The organism is Serratia sp. BNK-17, from assembly GCF_048684935.1.
Taxonomy (GTDB): Bacteria; Pseudomonadota; Gammaproteobacteria; order Enterobacterales; family Enterobacteriaceae; genus Serratia; species Serratia nematodiphila.
In genome coordinates this window covers 4,766,532-4,780,780 of record NZ_JBLQTR010000001.1, presented here as the reverse complement: position 1 = coordinate 4,780,780, position 14,249 = coordinate 4,766,532, and the positions used below count along the sequence as shown (strand labels likewise).

General features: G+C 58.6%; 14 protein-coding genes. 11 read left to right on the top strand and 3 right to left on the bottom strand.

All coding sequences use genetic code 11. The features are described 5' to 3' along the window. Positions 1-1,047, bottom strand: a complete 1,047-nt coding sequence (pyrC, locus tag ACMGF7_RS22880) for a dihydroorotase (protein WP_004927803.1) — start codon at positions 1,045-1,047, stop codon at positions 1-3. Between the two features lie 213 nt (positions 1,048-1,260). On the opposite strand from pyrC, the gene ACMGF7_RS22875 reads away from it, so the two are divergent. After that, a complete protein-coding gene (locus ACMGF7_RS22875) occupies positions 1,261-1,548 on the top strand; it encodes a putative quinol monooxygenase (protein ID WP_015377446.1) in 288 nt (95 codons plus the stop codon). A gap of 60 nt (positions 1,549-1,608) precedes the next feature. Here the strand turns inward: ACMGF7_RS22875 and rne are convergent, their stop codons facing one another. Continuing rightward, entirely contained in the window at positions 1,609-4,944 is a 3,336-nt protein-coding gene (gene rne / locus ACMGF7_RS22870) for a ribonuclease E (protein WP_420286722.1), read from the bottom strand. A 552-nt stretch (positions 4,945-5,496) separates the two neighbouring features. Between rne and rluC the strand changes: the two genes are divergently transcribed. After that, positions 5,497-6,456, top strand: a complete 960-nt coding sequence (gene rluC, locus ACMGF7_RS22865) for a 23S rRNA pseudouridine(955/2504/2580) synthase RluC (RefSeq protein ID WP_015377448.1) — start codon at positions 5,497-5,499, stop codon at positions 6,454-6,456. Between the two features lie 6 nt (positions 6,457-6,462). Here the strand turns inward: rluC and ACMGF7_RS22860 are convergent, their stop codons facing one another. Beyond that, on the bottom strand, positions 6,463-7,044 hold the full coding sequence (locus ACMGF7_RS22860; protein ID WP_004927784.1) for a Maf family protein: 582 nt from the start codon (positions 7,042-7,044) through the stop codon (positions 6,463-6,465). Positions 7,045-7,185: 141 nt separating this feature from the next. On the opposite strand from ACMGF7_RS22860, the gene yceD reads away from it, so the two are divergent. The 9 genes from yceD (at position 7,186) to pabC (ending at position 14,249) form a co-directional block, all read left to right on the top strand. Next, positions 7,186-7,707: a 23S rRNA accumulation protein YceD gene (gene yceD / locus ACMGF7_RS22855; RefSeq protein WP_004927780.1), complete on the top strand. Its 522-nt coding sequence runs from the start codon at positions 7,186-7,188 to the stop codon at positions 7,705-7,707. Positions 7,708-7,723: 16 nt separating this feature from the next. Further along, entirely contained in the window at positions 7,724-7,891 is a 168-nt protein-coding gene (gene rpmF, locus ACMGF7_RS22850; protein WP_004927778.1) for a 50S ribosomal protein L32, read from the top strand. A gap of 11 nt (positions 7,892-7,902) precedes the next feature. Continuing rightward, on the top strand, positions 7,903-8,937 hold the full coding sequence (plsX, locus tag ACMGF7_RS22845) for a phosphate acyltransferase PlsX (protein WP_004928717.1): 1,035 nt from the start codon (positions 7,903-7,905) through the stop codon (positions 8,935-8,937). 6 nt (positions 8,938-8,943) lie between these two features. Then, positions 8,944-9,897 carry a beta-ketoacyl-ACP synthase III gene (locus ACMGF7_RS22840; protein ID WP_004928723.1) on the top strand — a complete coding sequence of 318 codons (954 nt, stop codon included), beginning with the start codon at positions 8,944-8,946 and terminating at the stop codon, positions 9,895-9,897. Positions 9,898-9,915: 18 nt separating this feature from the next. Next, positions 9,916-10,845: an ACP S-malonyltransferase gene (gene fabD, locus ACMGF7_RS22835; protein ID WP_060424707.1), complete on the top strand. Its 930-nt coding sequence runs from the start codon at positions 9,916-9,918 to the stop codon at positions 10,843-10,845. An 11-nt stretch (positions 10,846-10,856) separates the two neighbouring features. Beyond that, positions 10,857-11,591, top strand: coding sequence for a 3-oxoacyl-ACP reductase FabG (fabG, locus tag ACMGF7_RS22830; RefSeq protein WP_004928729.1), 735 nt, complete (start codon positions 10,857-10,859; stop codon positions 11,589-11,591). 154 nt (positions 11,592-11,745) lie between these two features. Further along, positions 11,746-11,982: an acyl carrier protein gene (gene acpP, locus ACMGF7_RS22825; RefSeq protein WP_004719003.1), complete on the top strand. Its 237-nt coding sequence runs from the start codon at positions 11,746-11,748 to the stop codon at positions 11,980-11,982. An 82-nt stretch (positions 11,983-12,064) separates the two neighbouring features. Further along, positions 12,065-13,306: a beta-ketoacyl-ACP synthase II gene (fabF, locus tag ACMGF7_RS22820; RefSeq protein WP_015377452.1), complete on the top strand. Its 1,242-nt coding sequence runs from the start codon at positions 12,065-12,067 to the stop codon at positions 13,304-13,306. A 145-nt stretch (positions 13,307-13,451) separates the two neighbouring features. Further along, a complete protein-coding gene (gene pabC / locus ACMGF7_RS22815; protein WP_049197997.1) occupies positions 13,452-14,249 on the top strand; it encodes an aminodeoxychorismate lyase in 798 nt (265 codons plus the stop codon).

The window sequence follows — 14,249 nt, the reverse complement described above, 5'->3', positions numbered from 1 at the left end:
TCAGTCTTTCAGCGACCAGTTCAGGGTTTCACCCGCCAGGAAGGGGATCACGGATTCATTGCCGAGGGCGATCTCTTCCGGCTGGGTGGTTGGCACGCGCTGCAGTTCGATGAAGTCTTCGTTGAGCGGCAGGCCATAGAAGCGCGGGCCGTTGAGCGAACAGAAGGCTTCAAAGTGTTCCAACGCGCCGAGTTGTTCGAACACGGCGGCGTAAGCCGGGATGGCATTCGGCGCGTTGAAGCAACCGGCGCAGCCACAGCTGGACTCTTTACGGTGCTTGAGGTGCGGCGCGGAGTCGGTGCCAAGGAAGAAGCGATCCGAGCCGCTGGCCACCGCCTGACGCAGCGCCTCCTGGTGGACATTGCGCTTGAGGATCGGCAAGCAGAACAGGTGAGGGCGAATGCCACCGACCAGCATGTGGTTACGGTTGAACATCAGGTGCTGCGGCGTGATGGTGGCGCCGAGGAAACGATTGCCTGCCTGCACATATTGCGCCGCTTCCTTGGTGGTGATGTGCTCGAAGACGATCTTCAGCTCAGGGAAATGCTGGCGAATCGGTTCCATCACCTGTTCGATAAAGCGCGCTTCGCGGTCGAAGATATCGACGGCGGGATCGGTCACTTCGCCGTGGATCAGCAAAGGCATGCCGATTTTTTGCATCTGTTCGAACAGCGGGTAAATACCGGTCACGTCGCTGACGCCGTGGCTGGAGTTGGTGGTGGCGTTGGCCGGATACAGCTTGGCGGCAGTAAACACCCCTTGTTCGAAGCCGTTGACCAGTTCACTGGCCGCCAGGGAGTTGGTCAGGTAGCAGGTCATCAGCGGAGTGAAGTTGTGCCCCTGCGGGACCGCCGCCAGAATGCGATCGCGGTAGGCGCGCGCGGCGGCCACGGTCGTTACGGGCGGAACCAGGTTCGGCATCACGATCGCCCGGCCAAATACCTGACTGGTATAGGGCACCACCGTTTTCAGCATTTCATCGTCACGCAGGTGGATATGCCAGTCGTCTGGGCGGCGGATTTTCAGAACTTGAGGTTGTGCGGTCATCTAGCTAGGCTCCGGCGGTCAAATACGTCTAATGAAAAGCGAATAATGGGTTTATTCACGCCGGGGTGTAAGGATAAGCGGAAAGTGCCGCAGATGCATCTGTTTGTTGCCGACAAGTTGAAATCAATAGCGCGGCGGGCGCATAGTAACCGGGATTTCAACGATGCCGACGCCAATACCGTCGACCTTCATCAAGTGGAAAGGGAGAAAGCAATGGAAGTACGCGTTATCGCCACCCTGCAAGCGAAAGCGGGATTTGAAGCCGCCGTCAGCGAAGCGGTGCACGACATTATCGAGCCGAGCCGCCAGGAGTTGGGCAACCTGCAATATGACTTGCATCGCGATCTGGAAAAGCCGGGTGTTTTCGTGTTCTTTGAGCGTTGGGCCAGCAGCGAAGCGCTGGATAAGCATAATGAGACGGCGCATTTTCAGCAGTTCGTCAGCCGGCTTGACGGCAAGTTGGATGTTCTGGACATCAAAAAACTGAAGAAGATCGCCTGAGTATTTTACAGGCAAGAAAAAACCCGCCGATGGCGGGTTTTTTTAGGGGTGCAGATTAACTTATTCGTTAACCGGCTGCGGTTTGGTGGCCGGCGCGGTTGCCTGGCTCACCGCCGAATGGCCGCCTGCGGAGCCTTTGCCTTCGAAGTTGAAGGAAGGGCGCTGCCAGTCGCTGTGCTTGCGTTCTTCCGGCACATAGGCTGGTGCCGGCGCTTTGGTCATCGGTGCAGTGGCGATGTGTTTGTACAGCACGTTCTGCACGGCTTTCACCGGCGCCGGCTGCTGAGCAACCACTGGCACAGGGGCTGTTTCCACCGGAGCGGCTTCCACGGCCGCCGCCGTAGGTGCAGCTTCTACCACTGGCGTTTCTTTCGCTGGCGTGGCTTCTACCGGCGCAGTTTCGACCACAGGCTCGTCCTCGACCGACTTAGCTTCAACCACAGGCTCTGCAGCAACGGTTTCAACTACCGGCTCGGCTTCCACTGCCGGGGCAGTCTCTTCCACTTTCGGCTCTTCAACCGCGGCTTCCGCCGGCGCCGGGGTTTCCTCGGCCGGGATAGCAACGGCAGGCGCTACGGCTGCAGCTTCTTCCGTGACGGTGACGGCGGCAGTTTCAACGGCGGCTTCTGGTGCCGGTTCGTTGACGCTGGCCGCGGCCTGGGTTTCTTCCACGGCAACGTTGTGTTGTTCAACCGCTGCGGCGACAACCGGTGCCTGCTCTACGGCTTCGGTCTGCACTTCGGCTTCTTCAACCTGAGCGACCGGGTAGCTTACCCAGACTTTGCCCGATGCCATTTCCGGCGAAGCGAACGCGCCCGCCAGCGGCATTGGAGATTGCAGCGGGTAACGCTCATCGCGGTAACGACGGCGGCGCTGGCCGCTGACGCGCAGGTGGCGCGGTGAACGGCGGGAACGGCGCGGCATGCCTTCGCCGCGGCTTTCGCCCTGGGCATCGTCTTCCGGCTGTGCGGCAACGGTTTCCGGCAGCAGCTTGACACTGTTGTCGGCGGTCGGCTGCGCGTCTTCGGCTTTCGATACCGGCGCTTTCGGCGCCAACAGCTCTTCCGCTGCGCGCTGCAGCTCTTCTTCGGCAGACAGGATACGCACTTTCTGCGTCAGCGTGCGGCGCTGACGGCGCTGCATGTTCTGCTGCTGACGTTCTTCCTGCTCTTCGTCGGTGCTCTCGACCGCTTCAACGCTTTCCAGCGCTTTCACTTCCTGCTGAGCCTGACGTTTCTCTTCCTGACGGCGACGCTGGCGTTCAGCGCGCTGCTCACGGCGTTGCTGCTGATCTTCGCGCGGCGCTTTAGCGTTTTCTTCCGAAGCGGTATCCTCCGCTACCGGCGCGTTCTGCTGCTGGTTGCGGCGGTTACGACGCTGCTCATCGCGGGACTCACGCGATTCACGGCCTTCACGGTTCTCACGTGGTTCACGGTTGTCGCGCTCGCGATTGTCACGGCCTTCACCGCGCTCTTTACGCTCGCCGCGTTCCGGACGATCGCCACGGTCGCTACGCTCACCGCGCTCTTTACGGCCGGTGCCTTGACGGCGCTGACCGCGACGATCCTGACGACGGTTTTCACCGTTGCCTTCCGCTTTCGGCGTTTCGGCCGGTTTGGCTTCTTCGACGGCAGGTTGTTCTTCACCGGCGAACAGGCTCTTCAGACCACCGAACAGGCGACCCAGGAAGCCCGGCTTGGCGGCGGCAGGCGCTGCGGCTTTCGCCTTGGCGGCGGCAGCGACAGGTTTGGCCACGGCGACGGGCTCTTCAGCCGGCGGCGGCGCATCGGCGGACAGCGAGAAGGAAGCCAGGGCCGGTTGCTCCGGACGCTTGCGTTCCATCGGCGCATCTTCCAGCGGGCGCTCCATGTCTTCTTCGTGCAGCTTCGGCAGCAGGTAGCTGAGGGTAGAGGTTTCCTCGCCCTTGCGCACGCGCAGCACCGAGTAGTGCGGGGTTTGCATCTGATCGTTCGGCACGATGACGGCTTTCACGCCGCCCTGGCGTTTTTCGATCGCGCTGACGGATTCGCGCTTTTCGTTCAGCAGGTACGAAGCGACCTGAACCGGCACGATAGCGTGAACTTCTTTGGTGTTTTCCTTCAGCGCTTCTTCTTCGATCAGGCGCAGAATGGACAGCGCCAGCGATTCGTTGTCGCGAATGGTGCCGGTGCCGTTACAGCGTGGGCACACGTGGTGGCTGGACTCGCCCAGCGACGGGCTGAGGCGCTGACGCGACATTTCCAGCAGGCCGAAGCGGGAGATGCGGCCGATTTGGATGCGCGCGCGGTCTTGGCGCACGGCGTCACGCAGGCGGTTTTCCACTTCGCGCTGGTGGCGTACCGGCGTCATGTCGATGAAGTCGATGACGATCAGGCCGCCGAGGTCGCGCAGGCGCAGCTGGCGAGCGATCTCGTCCGCCGCTTCCAGGTTGGTGTTGAACGCCGTCTCTTCGATGTCGCCGCCGCGGGTTGCGCGTGCGGAGTTGATGTCGATGGCGGTCAGCGCTTCGGTGCTGTCGATGACGATCGAGCCGCCGGACGGCAGGCGCACTTCGCGCTGGAAGGCGGATTCGATCTGCGATTCGATCTGATAGTGGCTGAACAGAGGAATTTCACCGCTGTACAGTTTGATTTTGCTGCTGAAATCCGGGCGACCCAGCGCAGCGATGTGCTCTTTGGCCAGATCGAGAATTTTCGGGTTGTCGATCAGGATTTCGCCGATGTCCGGGCGCAGGTAGTCGCGGAAGGCGCGCACGATAACGTTGCTTTCCTGGTGGATCAGGAATGGCGCAGGGCGGCCTTCGGCGGCTTTTTTAATCGCTTCCCAGTGCTTCAGACGGAAGGAAAGATCCCACTGCAGCGCGTCGGCAGATTTGCCTACGCCCGCGGTGCGAACGATCAGGCCCATGCCGTCCGGCAGCTGCAGCGAGGAGAGCGCTTCTTTCAACTCGGTGCGATCGTCACCCTCGATGCGGCGAGAAATACCGCCGGCGCGCGGGTTGTTCGGCATCAACACCAGATAGCTGCCCGCCAGGCTGATGAAGGTGGTCAAGGCGGCGCCTTTGTTGCCACGTTCTTCTTTGTCTACCTGAACAATGACTTCCTGGCCTTCGCGCAGCACATCTTTGATGTTCGGGCGACCATGGGAAGAGTAATTGCTAGGGAAGTATTCGCGGGCGATTTCTTTAAGGGGGAGGAAACCATGTCGTTCTGCGCCGTAATCCACGAACGCTGCTTCAAGACTTGGTTCAATGCGGGTGATTTTGCCTTTGTAAATATTCGCTTTTTTCTGCTCATGACCCGGACTTTCGATATCCAAATCATACAGCCGCTGTCCATCTACGAGGGCAACACGCAACTCTTCCTGCTGAGTTGCGTTAATCAACATTCTTTTCATCTTAACTTACTCGTTATTTTTACATTATCGACAAAGCTGCGGGCAAAATAACCTCATGGCCGGAGTTAAACCGAAAGCCCCGTGTCTTCTCGCAAAGTCGTCAACCTCACGGTTGTCGCCTGCATAGGGGCGCATTATCTCGGTAAGCCTGCTTTTCTTTGTGAAAGACAGCACTTTTACTAGGGGAATAGCCTCTGATTTACGTCGACAGATCTGATTCCATTTGCCGGCCAAGCTGCAACCCGCAGCCCGCTAATTGTTTGATTTCGCATTACGTCTTACGCCATTGCTGCGTTTTTGCGCGATCAGACAAATTTTATAATTCCACCGTTTTCCCTGTTTAACGAGAATCAACGCGGAAAGTGACTGCATTATTCCACTGCTGATGCCGTTATAGCAAGGTGACTTTTCCTTAACTGCGGAAGAAATCGCAAACGTTCAAATCGGCTTGCTGCCTTATTGTCCGCTGGGGTTTCGCCCGCCGTCAGAGAGACAGTTAAGCACAGAAAAAGATGTGGCGCTATTCACGCGCTCTATTTAGAATCCCGCACCATGAAAACGAACAATCCAGCAGTACAATTCATCACGATTTCCGACGACGAAGCCGGTCAGAGAATCGACAACTTTCTGCTCGCTCGCCTGAAAGGCGTACCGAAGAGCATGATTTATCGCATCGTGCGCAAAGGCGAGGTGCGGGTCAATAAAGGGCGCATCAAGGTTGAATACAAATTGGCGGCCGGCGACGTGGTGCGCGTGCCGCCGGTGCGGGTGGCCGAGCGCGAAGAGACGCCGGTGTCGGCCAAGCTGGATAAGGTGGCGGCGCTGGCCGACTGTATTCTGTATGAAGACGACCACCTGTTGATCCTCAACAAGCCTTCCGGCACCGCGGTGCACGGCGGCAGCGGCCTGAGCTTCGGCGTGATCGAAGGGCTGCGCGCGCTGCGCCCGGAAGCCCGCTTCCTCGAGCTGGTGCACCGTTTGGATCGCGATACCTCCGGCGTGCTGTTGGTGGCCAAGAAGCGTTCCGCGCTGCGTTCGCTGCATGAGCAACTGCGGCTGAAGGGCATGCAGAAGGATTATCTGGCGCTGGTGCGCGGCCAGTGGCAATCGCACTGCAAGGCCGTACAGGCGCCGCTGCTGAAAAATATTCTGCAAAGCGGCGAACGTATCGTACGTGTCAATAGCGAAGGCAAGCCTTCGGAAACCCGCTTCAAGGTAGAAGAGCGTTACGAATTCGCCACCCTGGTGAAGGCCAGCCCGATCACCGGGCGTACTCACCAGATCCGCGTGCACACTCTGCATGCCGGGCACCCGATCGCCTTTGACGATCGCTACGGCGATCGCGAGTTCGATCGTCAACTGGCGGGCACCGGCCTGAAGCGGTTGTTCCTGCACGCTGCGGCGCTGCGCTTTGAGCATCCGGCCACCGGCGAAACGATGCGCATCGAAGCGCCGATGGACGAAGAACTGCGCCACTGCCTGCAGGTGCTGCGCCGGCAGGCGGCCAAGTAATCTGCGTCACACCAGCGGGTTGATGCCTTCAGCCCGCAACATGTCCAACAGCGCGATCAACGGCAGGCCGATCAGGGCGTTCGGATCCCGGCCTTCCAGCCTGTCGAACAGCGCGATCCCCAATCCCTCGCTCTTGAAACTGCCTGCGCAGTTCAGCGGTTGCTCCAGACGCACATAGGCGGCTATCTCCGCTTCGCTTAGCGCGCGAAAATGCACGTGAAACGGCTCGCACAAGGCTTGCAGCTGCTTGCTGCGGCCGTTGTACAGCGCCAGGCCGGTATAGAAAGTCACGGCCTGGCCGCTGGCCTGCCGCAGCTGCGCGCGGGCGTTTTCCTCGGTATGGGGCTTGCCGGTGATGTTGCCATCGATCACGCAGACCTGATCGGAGCCGATGATCAGATGCTCGGGATAGGCGAGGGCCAACGCCTGAGCCTTCGCCGCCGCCAGGCGCAGCACCAGCGCTTCGGCGCTTTCGCCGGGCAAGGGGGTTTCATCCACCTCCGGTGCGGCGCAGTCGAACGGCAGCTGCAGCTTCTCCAGCAGCATTTTTCGATAGGGGGAGGTGGAGGCTAAAAGCAATCTCTGCATAATTTTTTTCGCAAACCGTAGCGTAAATGGGTACGGCATTTTAAACTGTCGGCCGCTGTGGAAGCGAATATTGGTGAAAGGAGCCGTTTTACGGCCTTTTTCTTTGACTCTATGTCGTTACAAAGTTAATATGCGCGCCCTATGCAAAAGGTAAAATTACCCTTGACCATTGATGCGGTACGTACCGCTCAGAAACGCCTGGACTATGCTGGTGTCTATGCGCCTGAGCAGGTTACTCGTGTTGCCGACTCCGTGGTCAGTGTGGACAGTGATGTCGAGGTGTCGTTGTCGTTCAATATCGACAATCAACGCCTCGCGGTGATAACAGGGCATGCGGACGTCACGGTAACGTTGATGTGCCAACGCTGTGGAGTCCCGTTCGAACATCAGGTTCACACAACATATTGTTTTAGCCCGGTCGTCAATGATGAGCAGGCTGAGGCATTACCGGAAGCGTACGAACCGATCGAAGTTGACGAGTTTGGCGAAGTCGATCTGTTGGCAATGATTGAAGACGAAATTATTCTTTCACTGCCTGTCGTTCCGGTACATGAATCTGAACACTGTGAAGTGTCCGAAGCGGACATGGTATTTGGCCAACTGCCTCCCGAGGCGGAGAAACCGAATCCGTTTGCCGTATTAGCCAGTTTAAAGCGTAAGTAATTGAGGAGTAAGGTCCATGGCCGTACAACAGAATAAACCAACCCGTTCCAAGCGTGGCATGCGTCGTTCTCACGATGCTCTGACCACGACTACTCTGTCTGTAGACAAAGTATCCGGTGAAACTCACCGTCGTCACCACATCACTGCCGACGGTTTCTACCGCGGTCGCAAGGTTATCGGCTAAGTAGCGATACCTTGACTCGTCTAACCCTGGCGTTAGATGCAATGGGCGGGGACTTCGGTCCCTGCGTCACAGTGCCTGCTTCGTTGCAGGCACTGGCCTCTAATTTACAGCTTCATCTCCTGCTGGTCGGCAATCCCGACGTCATCTCTCCCTTGCTTGCCCACGCCGATCCGGTTCTTCTGGAGCGTCTGCAAGTCGTGCCCGCCGAGTCCGTGATCGCCGGCGACGCCAAACCTTCACAAGCGATACGCGCCAGTCGCGGCACGTCGATGCGCATTGCGCTCGAGCAACTCAGCAGCGGAAACGCGCAGGGGTGCGTCAGCGCCGGCAATACCGGGGCGCTGATGGGATTGGCGAAGCTGTTGGTCAAGCCGCTGGAAGGCATCGAGCGCCCGGCGCTGATGACGGCGATCCCGAACCAGCAACGCAGCAAAACCGTGGTGCTGGATCTGGGCGCCAACGTTGAGTGCGACAGCACCATGCTGGTGCAGTTTGCCGTGATGGGCGCGGTGATGGCGGAAGAGGTGATCGGCATTGCGCAACCGCGGGTGGCGCTGCTGAATATTGGCGAAGAAGAGACCAAAGGCCTGGATAATATCCGCGAAGCGGCCGCTGTGCTAAAAAATACTCCGGCAATCAACTATATTGGTTACCTGGAAGGAAACGAACTGCTCACCGGCAAGACTGACGTGTTGGTTTGTGATGGCTTCGTGGGCAACGTCACCCTGAAAACCATGGAAGGGGTGGTCAGGGTGTTCTTATCGCTGCTGAAATCGTCCGGCGACGGAAACAAGCGAGCGTGGTGGCTGAAATTGTTGGGCCGTTGGTTGCAAAAACGGGTGGTTAAGCGGTTCGGCCACCTGAACCCCGACCAGTATAATGGCGCATGTCTGTTAGGATTGCGCAGCACCGTAGTCAAGAGCCACGGCGCTGCGAACCCTCACGCGTTTGCAGTCGCAATCGAACAGGCTGTGCAGGCGGTGCAGCGGCAAGTCCCGGAAAGGATTGCTGCGCGCCTTGAGGCTGTATTACCTAAGAGTGACTGATCGTACATGTATACAAAGATTCTCGGTACGGGGAGTTATTTGCCCGTACAAGTGCGCACCAATGCTGATTTGGAAAAAATGGTGGATACCTCTGACGAGTGGATCGTCACTCGTACCGGTATCCGCGAACGTCGCATCGCCGCCGCGGATGAAACCGTTGCGACGATGAGCTTCCAGGCAGCTGAAAAAGCGCTGGAAATGGCAGGTGTGGCTAAAGAAGACATCGGGCTGATCGTGGTGGCGACCACCACGAATACGCACGCGTTCCCGAGCGCGGCGTGCCTGGTGCAAGACATGCTGGGTATCAAAGACTGCGCGGCGTTCGATCTGGCTGCGGCCTGCGCCGGCTTTACTTACGCGCTCAGCGTGGCCGATCAGTACGTGAAAAACGGCGCGGTCAAACATGCGTTGGTGATCGGCGCAGATCTGTTGTCACGCACGCTGGATCCTGAAGATCGCGGCACCATCATCCTGTTTGGTGATGGCGCAGGGGCGGTGGTGCTGGGGGCGTCTGAAGAGCCGGGCATTCTGTCTACCCATCTGCATGCCGACGGCAGCTACGGCAACCTGCTGACGCTGCCATATAAGGATCGCCAGAATCAAGACAAGCCGGCCTATGTCACCATGGCGGGCAACGAAGTCTTCAAGGTTGCGGTCACCGAGCTGGCGCGCATCGTCGACGAGACGCTGCAGGCCAACAACATGGACCGCAGCGAGCTGGATTGGCTGGTGCCGCACCAGGCCAACCTGCGCATCATCAGCGCAACGGCGAAAAAACTGGGCATGGGGATGGACAAAGTGGTGGTGACGCTCGATCGTCACGGCAACACCTCTGCCGCCTCGGTGCCTTCCGCACTGGACGAAGCCGTGCGCGACGGGCGAATTCAGCGTGGTCAACTGGTGCTGTTGGAAGCCTTCGGCGGCGGCTTTACCTGGGGCTCGGCGCTGGTTCGTTTCTGATTTGGACAGGAAGAAAAAATGACGCAATTTGCTTTTGTTTTCCCGGGTCAGGGGTCGCAGACCGTTGGCATGCTGGCCGAGTTGGCCGCACAGTTCCCGATCGTCGAAGAAACCTTCGGCGAGGCTTCTTCCTCCCTGGGTTACGACCTGTGGCAGCTGGTGCAGCAAGGTCCGGCGGAAGAACTGAACAAAACCTGGCAGACCCAACCGGCTCTGTTGGCCGCTTCGGTGGCGATTTTCCGCGTGTGGCAGCAGCAGGGCGGTAAAGCGCCTGCGCTGATGGCGGGCCACAGCCTGGGCGAGTACTCGGCGCTGGTCTGCGCCGGCGTGCTGGACTTCAAGGCGGCGATCCGTCTGGTCGAGCTGCGCGGCAAGCTGATGCAGGAAGCGGTGCCGGAAGGCACCGGCGCGATGTACGCCATCATCGGTCTGGACAACGACGCGATCGCCAAGGCGTGTGAAGAGTCCGCGCAGGGGCAGGTGGTTTCTCCGGTCAACTTCAACTCGCCGGGCCAGGTGGTCATCGCCGGCAACAAAGAAGCGGTTGAACGTGCGGGCGCCGCCTGTAAAGCCGCGGGCGCCAAACGTGCGCTGCCGCTGCCGGTGAGCGTGCCTTCGCACTGCGCGCTGATGAAACCGGCCGCCGACAAGCTGGCCGTGGCGCTGCAGGACATCACCTTCAACGCGCCTCAGGTGCCGGTGGTGAACAACGTCGACGTACGCACCGAAAACGATCCTGAAGCGATCCGCAGCGCGCTGGTGCGTCAGCTTTACAGCCCGGTGCGTTGGACCGAGAGCGTAGAATTTATCGCAGCACAGGGAGTGACGTCGCTGCTGGAAGTGGGGCCGGGCAAAGTGCTGACCGGTCTGACTAAACGTATTGTTGACACCCTGACGGCTGCGGCGGTGAACGACACCGCCAGCCTGTCGGCGGCGCTTGAACAATAAAGAGGAAAATGATGAGCTTCGAAGGTAAAATCGTTCTGGTCACCGGCGCGAGCCGCGGTATTGGCCGAGCCATTGCAGAAACGTTTGTAGCACGCGGCGCCAAAGTGATCGGCACCGCGACCAGCGAGAGCGGCGCTGAGGCGATCAGCGGCTACCTGGGCGCAAACGGCAAAGGGTTTATGTTGAACGTTGTTGATGCGCAATCTATCGACAGCGTGTTGGCATCGATTCGCGCCGAATTTGGCGAAATCGACATTTTAGTGAATAATGCCGGCATCACGCGTGATAACCTGCTGATGCGTATGAAGGATGATGAGTGGGAGGATATCCTCGACACCAACCTGACTTCCGTATTCCGCCTGTCAAAAGCGGTAATGCGCGCTATGATGAAAAAGCGGTTTGGCCGTATCATCACCATCGGTTCCGTTGTCGGCACCATGGGGAACGCAGGGCAGGCGAACTACGCGGCGGCTAAAGCCGGTCTGATTGGTTTTAGCAAATCTTTGGCACGTGAAGTTGCTTCGCGTGGCATTACGGTCAACGTCGTGGCACCTGGCTTTATTGAGACGGACATGACACGGGCGTTGACAGATGATCAACGCGCAGGCATTTTGTCATCAGTTCCAGCCAACCGGCTGGGCGATGCTAAAGAAATCGCCAGCGCTGTTGCATTTTTGGCCTCTGATGAGGCCGGCTATATCACCGGTGAAACGTTACATGTCAATGGCGGCATGTACATGATTTAAAAAATGTGAAAACCATTTGCGTTATTTGAGGCAAAAACCGCAAAATAGCGTAAAATCGTGGTTTGACCAGCCGGGATTTAGTTGCATCTTTTTCAGCATTTTATACACTACGAAAACCATCGCGAAAGCGAGTTTTGATAGGAAATTTAAGAGTATGAGCACTATCGAAGAACGCGTTAAGAAAATCATTGTTGAGCAACTGGGTGTTAAACAGGAAGAAGTTTTGAACAACGCTTCTTTCGTTGAAGATCTGGGCGCTGATTCTCTTGACACCGTTGAGCTGGTAATGGCACTGGAAGAAGAATTCGACACCGAGATTCCAGACGAAGAAGCTGAGAAGATCACTACTGTTCAGGCAGCTATTGATTTCATCAACGCTAGCCAGCAGTAAGAGAACATATCTAGGCGGTCGTTCGACCGCCTAAGTTTTTTCTATCCCTAGTGTCATATTTTTCCCTCCCTGGAGGACAAACGTGTCTAAGCGTCGAGTAGTTGTGACCGGACTGGGCATGTTGTCTCCTGTCGGCAATACGGTAGAGTCCACGTGGAACGCTCTTCTTGCCGGTCAGAGTGGCATCAGCCTGATCGACCATTTCGATACCACTGCCTATGCGACCAAGTTTGCTGGCCTGGTAAAGAATTTTAATTCTGAGGATTTCATCTCTCGCAAAGATGCGCGCAAGATGGACGCCTTTATCCAGTACGGTATCGCTGCCGGCATGCAAGCCATGCAGGATGCAGGTCTGGACATCACCGAGGCTAACGCCACCCGCATTGGAGCCGCGATCGGTTCCGGCATCGGCGGCCTGGGTTTGATTGAAGAAAACCACAGTTCACTGGTTAACGGTGGCCCACGGAAAATCAGTCCGTTCTTCGTGCCATCCACCATCGTGAATATGATTGCAGGCCACCTGACAATCATGTACGGCATGCGTGGCCCAAGCATTTCCATCGCCACCGCCTGTACTTCAGGTGTGCACAACATCGGCCATGCGGCGCGTATCATTGCTTACAATGATGCTGACGTGATGCTGGCCGGTGGGGCAGAGAAAGCCAGCACCCCATTGGGCGTCGGCGGCTTTGGCGCAGCGCGCGCCCTGTCCACCCGTAATGACAACCCGCAGGCGGCGAGCCGTCCGTGGGATAAAGACCGCGACGGCTTCGTGCTGGGCGACGGCGCCGGCATGATGGTGCTGGAAGAGTACGAACATGCGAAAAAACGCGGCGCGAAAATCTACGCCGAAGTGGTGGGCTTTGGGATGAGCAGCGATGCTTATCACATGACGTCACCGCCGGAAAACGGCGCGGGCGCTGCGCTGGCGATGGAAAATGCCCTGCTTGACGCCGGTGTGACCCCGTCACAAATCGGCTACATCAATGCGCACGGCACCTCTACGCCGGCGGGTGACCAGGCGGAAGCGCAGGCGGTGAAATCCGTCTTCGGTGCCGACGCCCACCGCGTGCTGGTGAGCTCGACCAAATCGATGACTGGCCACCTGTTGGGTGCGGCAGGCGCGATCGAGTCCATCTTCACCGTGCTGGCGCTGCGCGATCAGGCGGTACCGCCAACCATCAACCTGGATAACCCGGATGAAGGTTGCGATCTGGACTTCGTGCCTCACGAAGCGCGCCAGGTCAGCGATATGGAGTACACCTTGTGTAACTCCTTCGGCTTCGGCGGCACCAACGGCTCGCTGATCTTCCGCCGAGTATAACTCGCGCTGTGGATAGCTGACGAAAAGCCCGGTTTTTTAACCGGGCTTTTTTACGCCTGCCGTTTGGCCGCCGGCGGGGCTGCGTATCGTCTCGCCGCCTGCTATTCTGCGAGCGTAATGAAATCACCCGGCAACAGGAGGAAGCATGTACTGGATTAACGGACAACGCCACGATGCGCTGGCGCCGAGCGATCGCGGCCTGCAGTTCGGCGATGGCTGCTTTACTACCGCCCGGGTTATCGACGGTAAAATCGAGCTGCTGCCCTGGCATCTGGAGCGGTTGCAGCAAGCGGCGCAGCGGTTGATGCTGCCTGCCACAGATTGGCTGGCTTTCGAGCGGGAGATGGCGCTGGCGGCCGAATCAATTCCGCTCGGCGTGGTCAAAGCGATACTGACGCGCGGCAGCGGCGGGCGGGGTTACAGCCCGACGGGGTGCGAAAACCCGACGCGCATTGTTGCCCGCAGTAGCTACCCTGCGCACTATTTGCAGTGGCGCGAGCAGGGCATTACGCTTGCGCTCAGCCCGGTGGCGCTGGCGCGCAATCCGCTGCTGGCGGGGTTGAAGCATTTGAACCGCCTGGAGCAGGTGCTGATCCGCGCGCATCTTGACCAGACGGCCGCCGACGAGGCGCTGGTACTTGACACTGCCGGTATGCTGGTGGAATGCTGTGCGGCTAATTTGTTCTGGCGTAAGGGAAAAGCGGTATTTACCCCGGATCTGAGCCAGGCCGGCGTCGCGGGCCTGATGCGGCGGCGGGTGATCGCGCTGCTGGCGGGCTCGGAATACCGTTTACAGTGCGTCAGTGAACCGCTGGAGACGCTGGCCGATGCCGACGAAGTGCTGGTGAGCAATGCGCTGATGCCGCTGCTGCCGGTAAACGCTGCGCAATCATGGCGTTATGCTTCGCGCCAGCTGTATGATTTTTTGCGTCCACACTGTTAA

Coding starts and splice junctions, on each gene's coding strand:
- fabG (WP_004928729.1), top strand. CDS start 10,857: ATGAGCTTCGAAGGTAAAATCGTTCTGGTCACCGGCGCGAGCCGCGGT.
- yceD (WP_004927780.1), top strand. CDS start 7,186: ATGCAAAAGGTAAAATTACCCTTGACCATTGATGCGGTACGTACCGCT.
- rpmF (WP_004927778.1), top strand. CDS start 7,724: ATGGCCGTACAACAGAATAAACCAACCCGTTCCAAGCGTGGCATGCGT.
- ACMGF7_RS22840 (WP_004928723.1), top strand. CDS start 8,944: ATGTATACAAAGATTCTCGGTACGGGGAGTTATTTGCCCGTACAAGTG.
- pabC (WP_049197997.1), top strand. CDS start 13,452: ATGTACTGGATTAACGGACAACGCCACGATGCGCTGGCGCCGAGCGAT.
- acpP (WP_004719003.1), top strand. CDS start 11,746: ATGAGCACTATCGAAGAACGCGTTAAGAAAATCATTGTTGAGCAACTG.
- ACMGF7_RS22875 (WP_015377446.1), top strand. CDS start 1,261: ATGGAAGTACGCGTTATCGCCACCCTGCAAGCGAAAGCGGGATTTGAA.
- rne (WP_420286722.1), bottom strand. CDS start 4,944: ATGAAAAGAATGTTGATTAACGCAACTCAGCAGGAAGAGTTGCGTGTT.
- pyrC (WP_004927803.1), bottom strand. CDS start 1,047: ATGACCGCACAACCTCAAGTTCTGAAAATCCGCCGCCCAGACGACTGG.
- ACMGF7_RS22860 (WP_004927784.1), bottom strand. CDS start 7,044: ATGCAGAGATTGCTTTTAGCCTCCACCTCCCCCTATCGAAAAATGCTG.
- rluC (WP_015377448.1), top strand. CDS start 5,497: ATGAAAACGAACAATCCAGCAGTACAATTCATCACGATTTCCGACGAC.
- fabD (WP_060424707.1), top strand. CDS start 9,916: ATGACGCAATTTGCTTTTGTTTTCCCGGGTCAGGGGTCGCAGACCGTT.